The 18,991-nt window shown below is 53.3% G+C and carries 16 protein-coding genes and 1 other annotated feature; all 16 genes read left to right on the top strand.

The features are described from left to right. Positions 1 to 3 precede the first annotated feature (3 nt). The 16 genes from yihA (at position 4) to murC (ending at position 18,915) form a co-directional block, all read left to right on the top strand. On the top strand, positions 4 to 648 hold the full coding sequence (gene yihA / locus GYMC10_RS07530; protein WP_015734001.1) for a ribosome biogenesis GTP-binding protein YihA/YsxC: 645 nt from the start codon (positions 4 to 6) through the stop codon (positions 646 to 648). Positions 649 to 861: 213 nt separating this feature from the next. Continuing rightward, positions 862 to 1,452, top strand: coding sequence for a hypothetical protein (locus GYMC10_RS07535; protein ID WP_015734002.1), 591 nt, complete (start codon positions 862 to 864; stop codon positions 1,450 to 1,452). Positions 1,453 to 1,807: 355 nt separating this feature from the next. Beyond that, positions 1,808 to 2,206: an adenosylmethionine decarboxylase gene (gene speD, locus GYMC10_RS07540; protein WP_006208786.1), complete on the top strand. Its 399-nt coding sequence runs from the start codon at positions 1,808 to 1,810 to the stop codon at positions 2,204 to 2,206. A 339-nt stretch (positions 2,207 to 2,545) separates the two neighbouring features. After that, the gene (hemA, locus tag GYMC10_RS07545; protein WP_015734003.1) at positions 2,546 to 3,952 is read left to right on the top strand and encodes a glutamyl-tRNA reductase; all 1,407 of its coding nucleotides are present in this window, start codon (positions 2,546 to 2,548) and stop codon (positions 3,950 to 3,952) included. Between the two features lie 18 nt (positions 3,953 to 3,970). Next, a complete protein-coding gene (gene ccsA / locus GYMC10_RS07550; RefSeq protein ID WP_009594011.1) occupies positions 3,971 to 4,801 on the top strand; it encodes a cytochrome c biogenesis protein CcsA in 831 nt (276 codons plus the stop codon). Positions 4,802 to 4,807: 6 nt separating this feature from the next. Then, positions 4,808 to 5,464: a bifunctional precorrin-2 dehydrogenase/sirohydrochlorin ferrochelatase gene (locus tag GYMC10_RS07555; protein ID WP_015734004.1), complete on the top strand. Its 657-nt coding sequence runs from the start codon at positions 4,808 to 4,810 to the stop codon at positions 5,462 to 5,464. Positions 5,465 to 5,467: 3 nt separating this feature from the next. Continuing rightward, positions 5,468 to 6,424, top strand: a complete 957-nt coding sequence (hemC, locus tag GYMC10_RS07560; protein ID WP_009594031.1) for a hydroxymethylbilane synthase — start codon at positions 5,468 to 5,470, stop codon at positions 6,422 to 6,424. Positions 6,425 to 6,428: 4 nt separating this feature from the next. Then, positions 6,429 to 7,988: a uroporphyrinogen-III C-methyltransferase gene (gene cobA / locus GYMC10_RS07565; protein WP_015734005.1), complete on the top strand. Its 1,560-nt coding sequence runs from the start codon at positions 6,429 to 6,431 to the stop codon at positions 7,986 to 7,988. Between the two features lie 55 nt (positions 7,989 to 8,043). Beyond that, on the top strand, positions 8,044 to 9,042 hold the full coding sequence (gene hemB / locus GYMC10_RS07570; RefSeq protein ID WP_009594002.1) for a porphobilinogen synthase: 999 nt from the start codon (positions 8,044 to 8,046) through the stop codon (positions 9,040 to 9,042). Positions 9,043 to 9,078: 36 nt separating this feature from the next. After that, on the top strand, positions 9,079 to 10,374 hold the full coding sequence (hemL, locus tag GYMC10_RS07575) for a glutamate-1-semialdehyde 2,1-aminomutase (RefSeq protein WP_009594000.1): 1,296 nt from the start codon (positions 9,079 to 9,081) through the stop codon (positions 10,372 to 10,374). Next, positions 10,371 to 11,279 carry an RluA family pseudouridine synthase gene (locus tag GYMC10_RS07580; protein WP_015734006.1) on the top strand — a complete coding sequence of 303 codons (909 nt, stop codon included), beginning with the start codon at positions 10,371 to 10,373 and terminating at the stop codon, positions 11,277 to 11,279. Before hemL ends, GYMC10_RS07580 begins: the two co-directional genes overlap by 4 nt. A 163-nt stretch (positions 11,280 to 11,442) precedes the next feature. Continuing rightward, entirely contained in the window at positions 11,443 to 12,792 is a 1,350-nt protein-coding gene (locus GYMC10_RS07585; protein ID WP_015734007.1) for a LysM peptidoglycan-binding domain-containing protein, read from the top strand. 24 nt (positions 12,793 to 12,816) lie between these two features. Continuing rightward, positions 12,817 to 13,011 (top strand): hypothetical protein, encoded by a 195-nt coding sequence (locus GYMC10_RS07590; protein WP_009594017.1) that lies wholly within the window; start codon positions 12,817 to 12,819, stop codon positions 13,009 to 13,011. Between the two features lie 29 nt (positions 13,012 to 13,040). Beyond that, positions 13,041 to 13,339 (top strand) — a binding site (T-box leader). 111 nt (positions 13,340 to 13,450) lie between these two features. After that, complete coding sequence (locus GYMC10_RS07595) at positions 13,451 to 16,120, top strand: valine--tRNA ligase (protein ID WP_015734008.1); 2,670 nt, start codon at positions 13,451 to 13,453, stop codon at positions 16,118 to 16,120. An 8-nt stretch (positions 16,121 to 16,128) separates the two neighbouring features. Continuing rightward, on the top strand, positions 16,129 to 17,532 hold the full coding sequence (locus GYMC10_RS07600; protein ID WP_036662707.1) for a bifunctional folylpolyglutamate synthase/dihydrofolate synthase: 1,404 nt from the start codon (positions 16,129 to 16,131) through the stop codon (positions 17,530 to 17,532). A 6-nt stretch (positions 17,533 to 17,538) separates the two neighbouring features. After that, positions 17,539 to 18,915 (top strand): UDP-N-acetylmuramate--L-alanine ligase, encoded by a 1,377-nt coding sequence (gene murC, locus GYMC10_RS07605; RefSeq protein ID WP_015734010.1) that lies wholly within the window; start codon positions 17,539 to 17,541, stop codon positions 18,913 to 18,915. Positions 18,916 to 18,991: the final 76 nt, after the last annotated feature.

The following is an 18,991-nucleotide window of genomic DNA, read 5'->3' on the forward strand; positions in this document are numbered from 1 at the left end:
ATTATGAAAGTTACGAAAGCCGAGTTTGTCATCAGCGCTGTCGTACCTGCCCAATATCCTGAAGACGCCTTGCCGGAGATTGCTCTGGCAGGGCGTTCCAATGTGGGCAAGTCATCGCTGATTAACCGTATGATATCCCGTAAGAACCTGGCTCGTACAAGCGCCACGCCGGGGAAGACACAGCAGCTCAACTATTATCGGGTGAACGACGACCTGTATCTGGTCGATTTTCCCGGCTATGGTTATGCGAAGGTATCCAAGACCCAGCGTGCGGCATTTGGCGAAATGATTGAAAGATATTTGCTCAGCCGGGAAGAACTGAAGCTTGTATTATTGATTGTGGACATGCGTCACCCGCCTTCAAAAGACGATATCAGCATGTATGAATGGCTGCAGCATTACAACCGGCCGGTGTGCGTAGTCGCGACCAAGGCGGATAAAATTCCGAAAACGCGCCGCCAGAAGCATGTGAAGATCGTGAAGGAAACGCTCGGTTTCAAGCCCTATCATTCCTTTGTCATGTTTTCATCCGAGCTGGGTTTGGGTAAAGATGAGTTATGGGCCATTATGGAGTCCCATATGGGAACGAAGGATCATGAGGAAGAGCCGCACCCGGATTCGGAGAATGAAAGCAACGAGCATGTCTGATCCGGATGGGTTTGTGATGTTTTTTCAAGGGTGTTATAGGGAATCGGTGCATTCTTTACAGGAAAGTGAGCATCTTGCGGGAAATATCGCTCTGATTCCGGCTAATTCCGTTTTTTTATGAAATATGATGGATATTCTCATTCGAACGGCAGGAAAAACCGCTTGGATCTGCTGTATAATGGTAGTAAGTTAAAAGAATTGAGGGAGATTTTTATGGCTCAGCGGTTAGCCACAGAATATGTTAATGCCACAATGCAAATGACGGATATTCAAATGGATCAATTTCTGCAATATACCCAAGCTTTCCGGGTCACTAACCGGGTAAAAGTCATGGATAGCGGAGAGCAGGAGTTCGTGCTCGAAGATGAAAGCGGGGAAGAAGTTCATTTGCCCTTTGAACGCAAGAATGGCTTGTACGTCTGTGAGCTGTCATGCCGATTGGTTACTCCCCATCTGACGAATGCCGTACGCAAACTGTTTGCGGCTTTTAAGGGATCAGGTAAAGTGAATCGGATTTATCGCGGCTTTACGATGAGCTACGACTACCATGCGGGAACGGTGCATCGAATTACGCAAGTCGCCGGGAACGACAGCATTGTCATTTATGAGTACAAGAATACGGCAGGCGAGCTGCAGCGTCTCTTTAACAGCAATGAAGCAGAGAAAGAGATCGAATCCATCCAGCATCATATCAACGTGCTTCTGGACCAGCGGATTGCAGCAGGGAATGATAAACTGATTACGAAGACGATAGACGAAAGGCTGCGACGGTTTAATCAGCGCCTGTTCGTGCTTGAAGCTTAGGGAGGGCTGCCCCGCAAGGGGCGGCTTTTTTATGTGTATTTATCGTTAAAAATTCGGTTTCATGCATGTTTATGTAACATAGAGCGGGTGATATTTATTTCATGGGCCGGAGACACCACGTGGTTCAAATGCACATATATTGAGCTGTAAAATATTTATGGGTTATTTTCGAAAAAGGTGTTGCATTTAAGCGTCATAGATGTTATTTTTAATCTCGTTGAAAAGAAAATAGGAACCAGGATTCACTCAGGACATGTAATGTTGCGAGAGATTATTCCCTCGGGAAGTGAATGACGTAGGTCCTAGCGGATGAAATTTTCAAACATTTTATTCCTAGGAAGGGGGAAACCGGAAGATGGAATACTCAACTTTCGGAAGACACGTTGCTGTTGATACTTGGGGAGTCGATTTTGAACTACTGAACAGTGCAGAATTTTTACAAGCTCAGATGGTGGAAGCCGCTGAAGCATGTGGAGCAACGGTATTGTCCGTCCAATCCAAGCAGTTTGAACCACAAGGTGCGACTGTGCTGGTGTTGCTGTCGGAAAGCCATCTCTCGATTCACACATACCCTGAGAGAGGTTTTGCTGCGATTGACTGTTATACCTGCGGGGAGACAGTAGATCCGCAGTTGGCTATTGACTATCTGGTATCCGCTTTGAAACCTGAAAAATGCTATGCTAAGAAACTCGTGCGCGGACTCGGCGAAATGACCGTGGAAACGCCTGAGATGAAACAGGCTGAGCTCGTTTAATCCAGCCCTTAAAAAACGCGTATTCTGATAACCATGGATATTTCCATGGTTATTTATTTTGTGAAGATGGAAAAGTTTCATGAACATTCCATGCCGTCGTTCTCTGAAATGAGATTTCGTAGAAAATAATACGTATATCTAGGGTGTTCTATATCCACAATAGTAAGGTGCGATCTAGAGGAAGGAATGTTCAAGAATGGAATGAAGAAGTATGGGGATTTCATAAACATTTCATAAAATAGACAAGGCTGCCCAGCATACTGTGATATAATGAACAGGGTCAAGGCAGTCCGTTGTGAACGGCAAAACTACTCGGAGAAATAGGCAGGTGAACATGCAATGCACATCGTCGTTGTTGGGTTGAACTATCGCACGGCGCCCGTGGAAGTCAGAGAACGCTTTACATTCTCGGAAGAAGACATGCCTAAGGCGTTAGAGCAGCTTAATTCGACCAAGAGCGTATTGGAGGGCGTCATTGTCGCTACCTGCAACCGTACTGAGATTTATGTTGTGGTAGACCGCCTTCATATGTGCGGCTACTTTATCCGCAGTTTTATGGAACAGTGGTTCGGCATTAATCGTGAAGAATTTACGCAGCACCTCTATATATATGAAGATGAACAAGCCATTTCCCATCTGTTTAAGGTTACCTGCGGTTTGGATTCCATGGTCATTGGAGAGACGCAGATCCTGGGACAGGTGCGCAATGCTTTTTTGACGTCGCAGAAGCATGATGCCACCGGAACTTGGTTCAACATGTTATTCAAGCAGGCCGTTACGCTCGGCAAGCGGGCGCATTCGGAAACTTCGATCGGAGAGAGCGCGGTTTCGGTCAGCTATGCTGCGGTGGAACTGGGTAAACGGATTTTTGGCGCATTTAACGATAAAAAAGTGATGATACTCGGTGCAGGCAAGATGAGCGAGCTTACCGTGAAGCATCTTTATGCCAACGGCGCGGCCGAAGTGATCGTGGCCAACCGCACGCTTGGCCGTGCCGAGGAATTGGCTCGCAAGTTCAAAGGAACGCCGTGCACCATCGCCGAAGCTAAGAATTTGTTGAATAAAGTCGACATTGTGATTAGCTCCACAGGCTCGAATGAATATGTTCTGAATGCGGAGCGGGTTAAAGAGAGCATGAAGAAACGCCAGTCCCGCCCGTTGTTCATGATTGATATCGCAGTTCCGCGGGACATCGATCCGGCGGTTGGGGAGCTCTCCAACGTATTCCTGTACGATATCGATGATCTGGAAGGCATTGTGGAAACCAATCTGGAAATGCGCCGGGTGGAAGCAGCGAAGATCGAAGTGATGATTCAAGAGGAGATGGATGCATTCCACACATGGCTGAAGACGCTCGGTGTCAGACCGGCGATTCGGGCCTTGCAGGAGAAATCGAACGCCATTCATGAAGAAACGATGGAAAGCTTGTTCAACAAGCTGCCTGAGCTGGACGAACGCCAACGTAAAGTCATCCGTCGTTTGACCAAGAGCATCGTCAACCAGATGATGCACGATCCGATCAACCGGATCAAGGAGATGACGGGCGGCAAGCAGGGCGGCGAGGCATTGGATTATTTTTCACAAATCTTTGCGCTGGAAAGCTTGATCCATGAGAATGAGCAGGAAGCCCGCGGCCGCAACAAGAAAGCAACTGCACCCGTTAAAGCTGAACGGACGAAGAATGCTGTAGATCAGCAGGCAGAAGAGAAGCCGCTTAAGGTGTCTCTGGCCCCAGCCACCCTTTGAGGAGGGTGAGTATAACCCATGCTGTTAAACATAATTTATATCACCGGCATTTGTATCTATGCCCTGAGCCTTCTGTTTTATATCTCGGATTGCATTTCACGCAATTCGGTGGCGAAGCGGATAGGCACAGGGCTTCTTGTCATTACCGCGCTGCTGCAATTCGCGGGCATCGGCATCAGGGCCATGGAGGGCGGACATTTCCACTTCCCGGTATTTACGCTGTTTGATTTCCTGTTCCTGCTGGCCTTTTGCATTTCGATCACTTCGATTGCCCTGGCGTATATGAAACGCTCGGAATTTGCCGTCCTGCTCATCAACCTCGTCGGTTTTTGCGTGATGCTGGTCAATCGTTTGTGGTTCACGGCAGGAGATAATGCATTGTACAGCTGGGAGACGGAACACCGTCTCTTGCTGATTCATATTGCCCTGGCGAGCATCAGCTTCGCCGCTTTGACCGTCGGGGCCGTGTTTGCGGCGATCTACATGTTTCTCCATCGGAAGCTGAAGCACAAGCAGTGGAATGATACGGTCCGCAGGCTGCCGAGTCTGGAGAAGCTGGATGTGTATTCTTATAAAGCGCTGATGGCCGGTACGATTATTCTGGTCATGTCGCTTGTCTTGGCCGTCATGTCGGTGGCCATGGCCGGGCGGTGGACCCTGTTTTTGGATATCAAAGTATTGTCTACGCTGACGGCGCTAGCGATGTATATGGTGTATTTCATCAAACGCCGACTGTGGAGAAGGTCCGGCAGGGAGGCCGCCATATGGGCTTTAATCGGGTATGGATTCATTATATTGAATTTTTTTCTGAATACATGGTCCGCTTTCCACAGTTGGTCAGGAGTGTGACGGCTGATGACGCATGACCATTATGTGCCCGTCCTGCTGAATTGCAGGGGACGTTTATGCTTGATCGTCGGCGGAGGCAAGGTGGCGGAACGCAAAGCGCTCACCTTGCTGAACGCCGGGGCAAGCGTACATATTGTAAGTCCTGTACTAAGAAGCGAGACGCTCCGGCATTTGGCGGGAGAGAAGGCCCTTCAATGGACGGAACGGAAGTACCGGCCGGACGATCCGGCGGGCGCGTTCATGGTCCATGCGGCAACGGATGACGCCAAGCTGAATCTGAAAATCGCCGAGGACGCCGATCGCCTTGGCGTGCTGGTTAACGTAGCCAGCGACGGCGAGGCCGGTACGTTTATCAATCCGACGGTGCTGCGGCGGGGAAGGCTTATGCTGGCCGTGTCCACGTCGGGAGCAGGGCCGATGGCGGCACGCGACATACGCGATGAGCTCGAAGAACGGTTCGGGCCGGAGTATGAGGATTATTTGGATTTTTTATACAGGATGCGTTCGATGATCAAGGATGAGGTGAAGTCCGCCGACGCGCGCAGGCGGCTGTTGCAAAAGGCATACCGCATGGACATGCTCGGGGAGATCCGCCGCGGAGGTTATGTGCCGTGGAGTCCGGATGAAATCAAGCAGTGGATTGAGAAGAATCAGGAGGAATGAAGGATGCGCACAATCGTAGTTGGCAGTAGACAAAGTGCTCTGGCACTGACACAGACAGGACAGGTTATCGATGATTTGAAGCGTTTGGCCAAGGAGCACGGATTGGAGTATGACTTCGCGGTCAAGAAAATCGTCACCAAGGGCGACCGCATACTGGATGTTACCCTTTCCAAGGTAGGCGGCAAAGGATTGTTTGTCAAAGAAATCGAGCAGGCCATGATAGACGGCGAAATTGACATGGCGGTTCACAGCATGAAGGACATGCCTTCCGTTCTGCCTGAAGGACTGGTTTCCGGGGCGGTGCCCGCAAGAAAGGATCCTCGCGACTGCCTGATCTCCAAAGAAGGGACAACGCTGGATGACCTTCCTCAAGGTGCCAAGGTAGGAACAAGCAGTCTGCGCCGGTCCAGCCAGCTCAAGGCCTATCGGCCTGATCTGCAGATCGATTGGATCAGGGGAAACATCGATTCACGGATTCGCAAAATGGAGGAAGGCGAGTTTCAGGCCATCATTCTGGCGACAGCCGGCCTTCAGCGTATGGGCTGGGAGGATCGGATCACGTCGTACCTGCCGGTTGAAGTCAGTCTGCCTGCCGTAGGCCAAGGCGCTCTCGGCATTGAGTGCCGTGAAAACGATGAAGAGCTGCTGCATCTGCTCTCTCTTTATAACGATGAAGTAACCGCGCGGACCGTTGCGGCGGAACGCAAGTTTCTAAGCGAGCTGAACGGCGGATGCCAGGTCCCGATCGGGGCTTACGCCGTCATGAAGAATGTGGAGGCAGGAGATTCCCGCGGCGAACAAAACGTTATACAATTAACAGGAATGGTAGGTTCTCCTGACGGCGAAATCGTCTTGAAGGAAAGCGCCGAAGGAACCGACCCTGAAGCGCTCGGAGTGGAAGTGGCTGCAAAGCTGAAAGCTAAAGGAGCGGAGAAGATACTGGCACAAGTTAGGGGTTGAGGGGATGGCAGGCAAGGTTTATCTCGTGGGAGCAGGTCCGGGCGATGCGCGCCTGATTACGATCAAAGGCAAGGAATGCATTGAAAAAGCGGATGTCGTGGTCTATGACCGATTAGCCAGTCCTCGGCTGCTGCGCTGGATGAAACCCGGAGCGGAGAAGGTCTACGTGGGCAAGCTTCCGGATCGGCATACGATGAAACAGGAACAGATCAATCAACTGCTGGTGGATTATGCTTTGGAAGGCAAGACGGTGGTCCGGTTAAAGGGCGGCGATCCCACGATCTTCGGAAGAGTCGGCGAAGAAGCGGAGCTGTTATATCGTCATGGCATCATGTACGAGATCGTCCCGGGGATCACCTCGGCGATCAGTGTGCCGGCTTATGCAGGAATTCCGGTGACGCATCGCGATCATGCCTCATCCTTATCCATCATTACAGGACATGAAAGCCCCGAGAAGCTGGATCGCATGATTCAATGGGATAAGGTGACCCATGCGACGGGGACTTTTATTTTTATGATGGGCGTGGCGAAGATCGGTTATATCAGCCGTCAGCTGATGAAGCATGGAAGGCCTCCGGAAACGCCGGTGGCTCTAATAAGATGGGGAACCCGGGCGGAGCAGGATACGCTGACGGGAACGCTGGCAGACATCGAGGACAAGGTCAAGGCAGCGGATTTTCAGCCACCTGCCGTCATCGTCGTTGGCGAGGTGGTGCTTCAGCGGGAGCACTTGAAGTGGGCGGAACGGCTGCCCCTGTTCGGCAAAAGGATTCTGGTCACGAGGGCCCGAAGCCAAGCCAGTTCATTGGTATCCCAAATCGAGGAGCTTGGCGGGGAGCCTTATGAGTTTCCCGTCATTGAAACGGTGATGCCCTCGAAGGGCGAGGGGCTTGCCGGAATTCAAGAAGCGCTGGACAAGCTGGGTACGTATGATTGGGTGTTCTTCACCAGCGTAAACGGCGTCGAGTTTTTCTTCCGCCACCTGAAGGAGCATGGACGCGATATTCGCTCTTTGGCCTCGGCACGCATCGTCGCGGTAGGTCCCGCAACAGCCGATGCTCTTGGGAATTACGGTATATCCGCCGAGTTGATCAAGGAGCGTTACCAGGCGGAGGGCCTTATCGATGCTTACGGTCCAGAGCTTCAGCCGGGCCAGCGCGTGCTGCTGCCTCGCGGCGATCTCGCGCGCAGATGGCTGCCGGAGAAGCTTATGGAAATGGGACTGCACGTGACGGAAGCCGTGATATACGAGAACGTGCTGTGCGGCGAGGACGATGATGAGCTGCTGAAGCTGCTTCAAGACGGCGGCATTCATGCGGTCACGTTCACCAGTTCTTCTACGGTTACCAATCTGCTGAAAGTGCTGAAGGGGATGGGCGTGGCAGAGCCTGCCGATCTGCTGAAGGAATCGACGATTGCTTGCATCGGACCGCTGACCGCGCAAACCGCGGAGAAAGCCGGACTGCACGTATCGCTCCTCGCCGAGGAAGCGACGGTCGACAGTCTGGTCAAGGCCTTGTGTGTTTGGAACGAGAGCGATCCACGCCGTATAACGACGCCATAATATCCTTATCTTTTAAATACATGATTTAAATTACATCTTATGGAGGTACAACGTCATGAGTTTTCCAATCGTACGCCATCGCCGGCTGCGTCAAAATGCCGGCATTCGCAGCATGGTCCGGGAGACCGTGCTTCATACGGAGGATCTGGTTCAGCCGATCTTCGTGACCTATGGCAGCGGTGTGAAATCCGAAATTTCCTCGATGCCGGGCGTATATCATTTTTCGCTGGATACCTTGAAGGAAGAAGTGGACGAAATCGTAAATCTAGGGATTCCTGCCGTGCTCCTGTTCGGGATTCCTGAGACAAAAGACAGTGTAGGCACGTCCGGTTTCGCGGATGACGGAATCGTCCAAGAGGCCACCCGCCTCATTAAGTCGTGGCATCCCGATCTTCTGGTCATTGCGGACACGTGCCTGTGCGAATTCACCGACCACGGCCACTGCGGCATGGTCCATACCTTCGAGCGAGACGGTCACACCTGCGGCGACGTATTAAACGACGAGTCGCTGGAGCTGCTCGTTCGTACGGCGGTCTCCCAGGCGAAAGCGGGAGCCGATATCATCGCACCTTCCAATATGATGGACGGCTTTGTCCAAGCCATTCGTTCCGGACTCGATGAAGCCGGATTTTATAATGTGCCGATCATGTCGTATTCGGTTAAGTATGCTTCGGCTTTTTACGGTCCATTCCGCGAAGCCGCAGACTCCGCTCCGCAGTTCGGCGACCGCAAAACCTATCAAATGGATCCAGCTAACGTAAGGGAAGCGCTCCGCGAGGCGGAGACGGACGTGCTGGAAGGCGCGGATATGCTGATGGTGAAGCCGGCGATGGCTTACCTCGACGTTGTCCGATTGCTGAGAGACCAGTTTGATCTGCCGATCGTCGCTTACAACGTGAGCGGCGAGTATTCCATGATCAAGGCGGCGGCTCAGCAGGGATGGATCAGTGAGCAGGCGATCGTGATGGAGCTGCTGACGGGGATGAAGCGTGCCGGTGCGGACATTATCATTACGTATTTCTCGAAGGATGCGGCACGCTGGATGCGCGGCTAGCAACGATTAACGACTAAAGAGTTAGGAGTGCATAGAATGAGCCAAGATTTGCGAAAAGAAGAGTTGTCGCGTTCTGCTTTCGAAGAAGCGAAGTTATATATCCCGGGCGGCGTCAACAGTCCGGTACGTGCATTTAAATCTGTAGGACTCACGCCGATTTATATCGATCGTGGAGAAGGCAGCCGGGTGTACGACATCGACGGCAACAGCTTTATCGATTATGTAGGTTCCTGGGGACCGCTGATTATGGGCCACGCACACCCTGAAGTCGTTGAAGCGCTTCAGGAGACTGCTGCCAAAGGGACCAGCTTCGGCGCGCCAACCCTGCTCGAAACGAAGATGGCGAAGCTCGTGTGCGAGCGCGTGCCGTCGATCGAGGTGGTGCGAATGGTGAATTCCGGCACGGAAGCCACCATGAGTGCCATCCGTCTGGCGCGCGGTTATACCGGACGCAGCAAAATCATTAAATTCGAGGGCTCCTACCACGGTCACGCGGACAGCCTTCTGATCAAGGCGGGATCCGGTATAGCGACACTAGGCCTGCCTGACAGCCCGGGCGTGCCGGAAAGCGTGGCGTCCAACACCATTGCGGTTCCGTATAACGACCTGGAATCGGTACAGCTTGCCTTCGAGCGTTTCGGCGAAGAGATCGCGGCCGTCATCGTTGAGCCGGTGGCAGGGAATATGGGCGTGGTTCCGCCGCAACCAGGATTCCTGGAAGGCCTCCGCAAAGTCACTTCCGATTATGGCAGCATCCTTATTTTTGACGAGGTGATGACCGGATTCCGGGTGGACCTCAACTGCGCTCAAGGACGTTACGGCGTTACGCCTGACTTGACATGCCTGGGCAAGGTGATCGGCGGCGGGTTGCCGGTCGGCGCATATGGAGGCAAGCGTGAGCTGATGGATCAGATCGCTCCGGCAGGACCGATCTACCAGGCGGGAACGCTGAGCGGAAATCCGCTGGCCATGGCAGCCGGATACACCACCCTGAAGCTGTTGACGCCTGCCGTTTATGAACAGCTGGAGGAACGGGGGGCCCGCCTTCAGGCAGGATTCGAGCAGAGCGCCAAGGAATTCGGCATCCCGCTTACGATCAACCGGATCGGGTCCATGGTCTGCCCATTCTTCACGAATACGCCGGTCGTGAATTTCGATACGGCCAAGACGAGTGACCTGGACCGCTTCCGCCGCTATTTTGCAGCGATGGTGCAAGAGGGAGTCAGCGTGCCTCCTTCCCAATTCGAGGGCATGTTCATCTCGGCGGCCCATACGGTGGAAGATATTGATGCTACCATCGAAGCCAATTACAACGCCTTCAAAAGCCTATGAGTTACGGGGGCAGCTGGAGTAAGCGCGGCGAATGGCTCGAGATGACGCCCGGCAAGGCGCTGTTGGGCCAGCCGGATCGGGACGAGGCCGCCGCCAAGTGGCTTCTGGAAACGGTCGGTATGCCCGAGAAGCTGTATCGCAAGCTTCATCATGAGCAGGGGATACAATGGAGAGGGGACCGGCTTCGGCTGGTCCTTTTTCCTTATCGGGAATACGGCATCGAACCGAGGTGGCAGGAGCTTCAAGTGTTGTACGAGGACGATTTCTGCCTGGTCGTGAACAAACCGGCCGGTTTGGCGGTCCATCCGGACAACGAAAGCCGGGAGACAACGCTGAATCATGTCGTGGCCGCCTATTACGAAGCAGAGGGGATTCACGCGGCAGTCCGGCACATCCATCGGCTGGACAAAGATACGACGGGTCCCGTGCTGTATGCCAAGAACGAATACGCTCAGCTGAAGCTTGACGAGGCCATGCGGGAGAAGAAGATCGTTCGAATGTATGCGGCGATCGTTCAAGGAAGGGTATCGCAGGAGCTGAAGCGCATCGATTTGCCGATCGGCAAGGACCGCTATCATGCAAGCCGCCGGAGGGTTTCATTAACGGGGCAGGCCGCGATCACGCATATTCTCTCAGCCGAAGCGTATCCGAAAGCCAGTCTCCTGCACATTCGCCTTGAAACCGGCCGCACGCATCAGATCCGGGTCCATCTAAGCCATATGGGACATCCGCTTCTGGGGGATGTCTTGTACGGAGGACCAGGGACGTTTGCGCGCCAAGCGCTGCATGGCGAACGCCTATTGTTCCATCATCCTTTTACGGGCGAGAGCATCGAGGTGCCGGCGCCGTGGCCTCAGGATATGATGGAGTTAAGAGAGCGAATCATAGAGGGATCGAACCAATAGGGGATGCTGCAGCAGCCCTGAATGCCCGGTAACTTCCATGCGCAATTCGCAAAAAAGTCATGCTCTCCTGTTTTCGGCATATAGATAAATTGAGTGGCAAAACTTAGGCTCATGCCGTGATGACAGATCACGGATAGTATATGCCAAAAAGGAGGACATTCCCGTGTTTGACCAGTCCTACGGATTGCGGTTCGATATTTACGAGCGTATTAATTTGACGGAAGATTTGCCGGGAATCGATGAATTGGAAGAGGCGGAGTTGATCCCGCACATTCAGGTGATCAGCCAGCAGGACCAGGCCACGCTTCGGGGCCATCTGCTTCTAGCAGGCCTGTATAAAGGGGATACCGAAGCAGGAGAGACGGAGCCGCTCGAGCATTGGATTCCGGTCGAGATCACGGTCCCGCTGAACCGGGTATCGTCATTGGATGACATCGCGGTCGAGATCGAGAATTTTGACGTGGATCTGTTATCCAAGCGGAGTTTGAACATAACGGGGGTTTTATCGCTCAAAGGAATCCAGGCGGCGGCTCCGGGAGCTCGTGACCAAGTATGGACCAATGAGGAATTCACAGTGGTACATGCTCCTGGAGCGAATGATATGTATGCAGGCGTAGAGCAGCAGTTCGCAGCCAATCCGTATGAACCGAATCAAGGCGGCGGAGCCAACGCTGAAGCGACTACGCCTTCGCCTTCTTATTTCAACGAGGCTCAGCCCAGAGTCCAAGAGTCCGAGGCGGATGCGCGCACGCAGCAGTATCTGGCATCTTGGGCGGAATACGAGAATCAAATTCAGGATGCGCAGGACTCGGACCGAACGGTAAGCATCTCCGGTACGCCTGAAGCCCAGGATACGGTCGAATATGCCTTACATAATGAGACGGAATTTCAGCCAGCTGAGCCGTCGACTCCGAGTGTATGGCAGTTCGAACGGGCTGCGGCCCAGCCGGAACCGCAGCAGGAAGAACCGGCAGCCGACTTCCCGGGCGTCATTGAGCGCAAAAGCGAAGAGGTTCAAGCCCTGCCGGTATTGGATTCCCAGGAAACGGAGGAAGCCCAGCCTGTTTTTGAAGAGGAAGCCGAGCCGTTGGAGGAGTTAGAGGAGGAGGTTTCCGTTCAAGTCGAAGAGGCTCCGTCCAAACCGGAGCTGAAGGTTGCCTTCAACGCGAAGAACAGCACCGCCAATACCGCTTCGGGCGTAGGTTTCTCCTCTTTGCTTCAATCGAGCAGAACGGTTCAGGATCAGGATCAAGCTGCTCGAGACGAGGAAGAGGCCATCGAAGAATCGGTGGATGCCATTTCGTCCGAGGATGTGGAATGGAAGAGTCTTTTCCTGGGCAACCGCCGGGAGGAAACGCCATTCCGTAAGGTCCGGATGTGCATTGTTCAGCGTGAGGAGACACTCGACGTGATTGCCGAGCGCTATCAGCTGACGCCGCGAGAGCTGTTGTTGTATAACCGCATGTCCGAGCAGAATGTGGAAGAAGGCCAGGTATTGTATATTCCCCAGTAATCGGGAAGTCGTCATGGGGCTAGAATGAAGCAGGCCGAGGCAGGCAGCCTTGGCCTGCTTTTTGTGCTGCGGGGAACCGGTTTGGAGGAGAGGAAGCAGAGCGAGCTTGGATTGTATGTTACAGCGAACAAGGATTTATTTGAATCGGCAGGTATGATGTCTAAATCGTTCGGAAACACTCGAAATATTGACTATATGGAACAACCACGTTATATTTGAATAGTATATGTACAGGTATTCCAAAAGCTAGAACAACGTTGAACGGGAAGAGTAGGAAGGTATGGCCTTCAGAGAGCGGAATTGCTACCAAGCGCTGAGAGATTCCGCAGGAACCAGCTTGCCGAAGTCGCCCCGGAGTTGCGGACTTGAGATAGAGTAGGATCGATTGCTACCCTGGTTAGAGTTCGCCGGCCGCAGCCGTTATCTGCGTAAAGTGTCGTGCTTGACCGAAAGCCTTTCATGTTCTTCATGGGAGGACAACGGTTGCTGAACCATGTAAGCACGAAACAAAGGTGGTACCGCGAGAGAACAGTCTTTCGTCCTTTGAGGACGAAGGGCTTTTTTTGTTTCACGCCAACTATGATATCCACGAACACGCCCGGAGGCTAAAACGTTTCGGGTTGGCAAAACTGATTAACAGTATCGGAGGTACGAAAATATGGATCAAAAACAAAACCAATCCCAGTTAGAAATGCCGACGACGTATGATCCGAAGGCAGCCGAACAAAAATGGTATCCGTACTGGAAGGAAGGCGGCTTTTTTGAAGCCGGCAAGCGACCGGACGCGGAGCCTTACACGATTGTTATTCCTCCTCCTAACGTTACGGGCATGCTCCATATCGGCCATGCGCTTGACTTTACGCTGCAGGACATCCTGATTCGCGTGAAGCGGATGCAGGGCTACGATGCGCTGTGGCTCCCCGGTTCCGACCATGCGGGCATCGCCACGCAAACCAAGGTAGAGCAGAAGCTTCGCGAAGAAGGCGTTACCCGTTACGATCTGGGACGCGAGAAATTCCTGGAGAAGGTGTGGGAATGGAAGGACCTGTACGCAAACACGATCCGTGACCAGTGGTCCAAGATCGGCCTGTCCCTCGATTACTCCAGAGAACGTTTCACGCTCGACGAGGGATTGTCCGAAGCCGTACGGGAAGTATTCGTCAAGCTTTACGATAAAGGGCTCATCTACCGCGGCAAACGCATCATCAACTGGGACCCGGCTGCCCGTACGGCTTTGTCCGATATTGAAGTGGAGTACAAAGAGGTCAACGGCCATTTGTATCACCTGCAATATCCGCTGAAGGACGGCAGCGGCTCCATTACCGTGGCAACCACCCGTCCGGAGACCATGCTCGGCGATACGGCGGTCGCCGTTCATCCGGAAGACGAGCGCTATAAAGACATGATCGGCAAGACATTGGTGCTGCCTATCGTGGGCCGCGAGATTCCAGTTATAGCGGATGAGTACGTGGAGAAGGACTTCGGCAGCGGTGCGGTTAAAATTACGCCGGCGCATGATCCGAACGACTTCGAGATGGGGCTGAGACATGACCTGCCGCAAATTACCGTAATGGATGAATCCGGAACGATGAATGAGTTTGCCGGCAAATACCAGGGCCTTGACCGTGCAGAATGCCGCAAGCAGATCGTCAGCGACATGAAGGAATCGGGCGTATTGCTTCGCATCGAAGACCACGTCCATCAGGTTGGCCATAGCGAAAGATCCGGTGCGGTGGTCGAGCCTTACCTGTCGACGCAGTGGTTCGTTAAGATGCAGCCGCTTGCGGAAGCAGCCGTGGATGCGCAAAAATCCGGCAAGGGCGTGAACTTCGTGCCTGACCGGTTCGAGCGAACCTATCTGCACTGGATGGAGAATGTACGCGATTGGTGCATTTCCCGTCAATTGTGGTGGGGTCACCGGATCCCGGCGTGGTATTCGGAATCCACGGGCGAAGTGGTTGTTGCCATGAATGAAGAGGAAGCCCGCGCGAAGCTGGGCAAGGATGATCTGAGACAGGACGAGGATGTGCTGGATACCTGGTTCAGCTCCGCGCTCTGGCCGTTCTCGACCATGGGCTGGCCGGACCTGGACAGCGAGGATTTCAAACGTTATTATCCGACCAGCGTTCTCGTAACGGGTTACGACATCATCCCGTTCTGGGTGTCGCGGATGATTTTCCAAGGACTTGAATTCACAGGGCAAATGCCGTTTAAGGACACGCTGATCCATGGCCTGGTTCGGGATAGCGAAGGCCGCAAGATGTCCAAGTCGCTGGGCAACGGCATTGACCCGCTCGAGGTTATTGAACAGTATGGCGCAGACGCTATGCGTTATATGATATCGACCGGCAGCACGCCGGGTCAGGATCTTCGATTCCGCTGGGAACGCGTGGAGCAAGCGCGTAACTTCGCTAACAAAATCTGGAATGCGTCGCGCTTTGCGCTCATGAACCTGGAGGGCTTCACGGCGGCGGATATCGACATTTCCGGAGAGCTGGGAACCGCGGACCGGTGGATTTTGCACCGTTTGAACGAAACTTCCCGCGACATTACGCGTCTAATTGATGCCTACGAATTTGGCGAAACCGGTCGACTGCTGTACAATTTCATCTGGGATGATCTGTGTGACTGGTATATCGAATTTGCCAAGCTGTCCCTGTATGGCGAGGATCAAGCAGCCAAGAAAAAGACGCAGTCGGTGCTTGCCTATGTGCTGGACCGCACGATGCGCTTGATTCACCCGTTCATGCCGTTCATCTCCGAAGAGATCTGGCAGCATTTGCCGCATGAAGGCGAGACCGTCATGCTGGCTTCTTGGCCGACCTATGATGAGGCGTTTGAGAATACGGAAGCTGTTACCGAAATGAACCTGCTGATGGATGTGATCCGTGCCGTACGTAACATCCGGGCGGAAGTGAACGTGCCGATGAGCAAAAAAGTAGAACTGCAATTGAAACCGGTAAGCGGGCATATTGCCGGCATTATCGATCGCAATTCCGATTATATTCGCCGCTTCTGCAACACGTCGGAGTATGAGTCCTCCCTTGCGCTTGAGGCGCCGGATAAAGCGATGACCGCCGTGGTGACAGGTGTTGAGATGTATCTGCCGCTTGCCGGACTGATCGATATCGCTCAGGAGATCACGCGTCTGGAGAAGGAAATTCAGCACTTGAACAGCGAAGTCGAGCGCGTGGAGAAGAAGCTGAACAATCCTGGTTTCGTATCGAAAGCACCCGAGAAGGTGATTGAGGAAGAACGGGCGAAACTCGCGGATTACTCGGACAAACGCAGCAAAGTGATTGCGCGCATCGAAGAATTGAGAGGCTAAAGGGCAAGATGAATCTGGACCAGAAGGTGAGAACGATGGTTGATCAATCGGCAGCTGCAGCCGCAGCTCCGTTCCATACCTATGAGGAAGCGGTAGCTTGGATCAATGGGCTGATTCCGTTTGGGATCCGCCCTGGCATGGATAGAATTCAGCGATTGATGGAGCTGCTCGGCCATCCGGAGCGTCGATTAAAATTTATCCACGTGGCCGGAACGAACGGAAAAGGCTCCACATGCGCTTTTTTAACAAAGGTTCTGCTTCAAGGGGGATTCACGGTAGGCACCTATACGTCCCCCTATATTACGAAGTTTACCAATCGGTTTCAGTATAACGGCGAAGACATACCGGAAGAGACGCTGCTGGAACTCGCGAATCGCTTAGAGCCGCTTGTTGCCGAAGTTGCGGGCTCCGGGCTTGGATCGCCCACGATGTTTGAGGTGTCCACGGCTCTTGCGATCCTGTATTACGGCGAGGTGTCTTATCCGGACGTGGTGGTATGGGAGACCGGACTTGGCGGTCGTCTTGACGTGACCAATATCGTTCATCCCATCATTTCGGTGATCACGAACATCGGCATGGACCATACCGACGTTCTGGGCGATACCATTCAGGAGATCGCCATGGAGAAGGCCGGCATCATCAAGCCCGGAGTGCCCGTGGTGAGCACGGTCACTCAGCCTGAGGCTGTCGAAATTCTGAAAGAAACGGCCGCCAAAAACCGTACAAGTCTGTACCTCGTAGACGAGCAATTCTCTTATGAACGGCTGCGCGGGGACGAAGAAAGCCAGACTTTCCGTTTTAAGGGACCGTTCCGGGATATGGATTTGGATATTTCGATGCAGGGCGAGCATCAATGCGCCAATGCCGCGGTTGCCATGATGACGCTGGAGGTGCTTCGCCAGTACATGGCCTTTATCGTGGATGAAGAAGAATTGCGTGCCGGGTTTAAGGATACGTTCTGGGCGGGAAGACTGGAGCAAGTGCAGTCCTCCCCGCGGATTGTTCTCGATGGCGCGCACAACCCCGAAGGGGCTGAATCCTTGGCCAAAAGCTTGCCGCAGATCTATAAGTATCGGAAACTGAACTTAATGATGGGAATGCTGGCAAATAAGCATCATGAATCGTATTTGCAGCATATACTGCCAATAGTGGATACGCTTATCCTGACTGAACCGGATTTCCGGAAGAAACTGGACGCCAAGGCGCTTGGTGACATCGTAGAGCAGGTAAGGGAGAAATACGCCAAACATACACTGCAAATCATCATAGAACCAAATTGGAAAAACGCACTTGAAGAGTTGAAGTCACGGACGGAAGCGGAGGATCTTGGGGTGGTGTCGGGCACGTTGTACCTGATTGCCGACGTGCGTTCCAACCTCCTGGGCCTTTCCGATTCTGAAAAAGGTTGGTGATATCTGTTGAATACATCAGAACATGTTCATTTTATAGGAATTGGCGGCTACGGGATGAGCGCCATAGCGCGAGTAATGCTGGAGATGGGTTATAAAGTCACGGGTTCTGACGTGGCATCGCAAGAATTGACAGAAAAGCTGGCGGCCAAGGGCGCCAAAATATACATTGGACATACCGCCGAGCAAGTCCAAGGCGCGGACCTTGTGGTGTACTCCACGGCATTGTCCAAAGACAACGTGGAGCGGGTCGAGGCAGAGAAGCTGAACATTCCTGTCCTTCACCGCGCGCAGATGCTGGCGCGTCTTTTGAACGAACGCAAAGGCGTGGCCGTAGCGGGAGCGCATGGCAAGACAACCACTTCATCCATGATTGCGCTCGTGATGGAAGAATGCGGAGTCGATCCGACATTTATCATCGGCGGGGAAATTATGAACGTGGGCACGAATGCCAAAGCGGGTGAAGGCGAGCATGTGGTGGCTGAAGCCGACGAGAGCGACGGTTCATTCCTGCAATACCATCCATGGCTCGGCGTCGTTCTAAATATCGAAGCCGATCACCTGGAGAATTACGAAGGGGATTTCAATCGTCTCAAGGCCGCCTACGTGCAATTCCTCAGCCAGATCAAGGCTGACGGTACGGCCGTGGTGTGCGCCGACGATAACAACATTCAGGCGATTTTGCCTGACCTGAAATGCAATGTGACCACATACGGCATTCATGCGGATGCGGAGTATACGGCAACCAATCTGGTGCTGGGCGACCGTCACGTCAGCTTCACGATGCTTCATAACGGCATGGAGCTGGGCACCGTCGAGCTGTCCGTACCGGGTAAACATAATGTCTACAACGCCATGGCCACGGTGATATGCTGCTTGAAGAGCGGCATCTCGTTCGGGGCGATTGTAGAGGCCATCGTCAAGTTCAACGGGGCTAAGCGCCGCTTCCAGGTGCTTGGCGAAGCTGAAGGCATTCTGGTGATTGACGACTATGCGCATCATCCGACCGAGATCGAGGCGACGATCAGTGCCGCTAAAGCTACGGGCAAACGGATCATTGCCGTATTCCAGCCGCAGCGGTATTCGAGAACCTTCTTCCTGCTGGATGCGTTTAGCCGCGCGTTCGGGGAAGCGGATGAGGTGATCATCACCGATATTTACTCTCCTGCCGGCGAGAAGCAGATCGAAGGCATCAGCTCGGGTAAGCTGGTGGAGCTGATCGTTCAGAACAGCAATGCCGGTGCCCGCTATTTGCCGACCAAGGAAGATGTCCTGAGCGATCTCAAAGGTCGCGTAAAAGAAGGCGACCTGGTTCTCACGATGGGAGCGGGCGATATCTGGAAGGTCGGCGCTGCTTTAGCGGAGTTCATTAAGGGCAAGAAATAAAGATTGCCTGCTTCCTTTGCTGCTTCGCTGCAGCAGGGGATTGCATGGGCTTTGCCTCTGTAAGGGGGACAAAGCC

Source organism: Paenibacillus sp. Y412MC10 (assembly GCF_000024685.1).
Lineage (GTDB): Bacteria > Bacillota > Bacilli > Paenibacillales > Paenibacillaceae > Paenibacillus_AQ > Paenibacillus_AQ lautus_A.

Bases quoted from the DNA above. Each gene is read 5' to 3' on its own strand.
- yihA (WP_015734001.1), top strand. From the start codon at position 4: ATGAAAGTTACGAAAGCCGAGTTTGTCATCAGCGCTGTCGTACCTGCC.
- GYMC10_RS07535 (WP_015734002.1), top strand. From the start codon at position 862: ATGGCTCAGCGGTTAGCCACAGAATATGTTAATGCCACAATGCAAATG.
- speD (WP_006208786.1), top strand. From the start codon at position 1,808: ATGGAATACTCAACTTTCGGAAGACACGTTGCTGTTGATACTTGGGGA.
- hemA (WP_015734003.1), top strand. From the start codon at position 2,546: ATGCACATCGTCGTTGTTGGGTTGAACTATCGCACGGCGCCCGTGGAA.
- ccsA (WP_009594011.1), top strand. From the start codon at position 3,971: ATGCTGTTAAACATAATTTATATCACCGGCATTTGTATCTATGCCCTG.
- GYMC10_RS07555 (WP_015734004.1), top strand. From the start codon at position 4,808: ATGACGCATGACCATTATGTGCCCGTCCTGCTGAATTGCAGGGGACGT.
- hemC (WP_009594031.1), top strand. From the start codon at position 5,468: ATGCGCACAATCGTAGTTGGCAGTAGACAAAGTGCTCTGGCACTGACA.
- cobA (WP_015734005.1), top strand. From the start codon at position 6,429: ATGGCAGGCAAGGTTTATCTCGTGGGAGCAGGTCCGGGCGATGCGCGC.
- hemB (WP_009594002.1), top strand. From the start codon at position 8,044: ATGAGTTTTCCAATCGTACGCCATCGCCGGCTGCGTCAAAATGCCGGC.
- hemL (WP_009594000.1), top strand. From the start codon at position 9,079: ATGAGCCAAGATTTGCGAAAAGAAGAGTTGTCGCGTTCTGCTTTCGAA.
- GYMC10_RS07580 (WP_015734006.1), top strand. From the start codon at position 10,371: ATGAGTTACGGGGGCAGCTGGAGTAAGCGCGGCGAATGGCTCGAGATG.
- GYMC10_RS07590 (WP_009594017.1), top strand. From the start codon at position 12,817: ATGAAGCAGGCCGAGGCAGGCAGCCTTGGCCTGCTTTTTGTGCTGCGG.
- GYMC10_RS07595 (WP_015734008.1), top strand. From the start codon at position 13,451: ATGGATCAAAAACAAAACCAATCCCAGTTAGAAATGCCGACGACGTAT.
- GYMC10_RS07600 (WP_036662707.1), top strand. From the start codon at position 16,129: ATGAATCTGGACCAGAAGGTGAGAACGATGGTTGATCAATCGGCAGCT.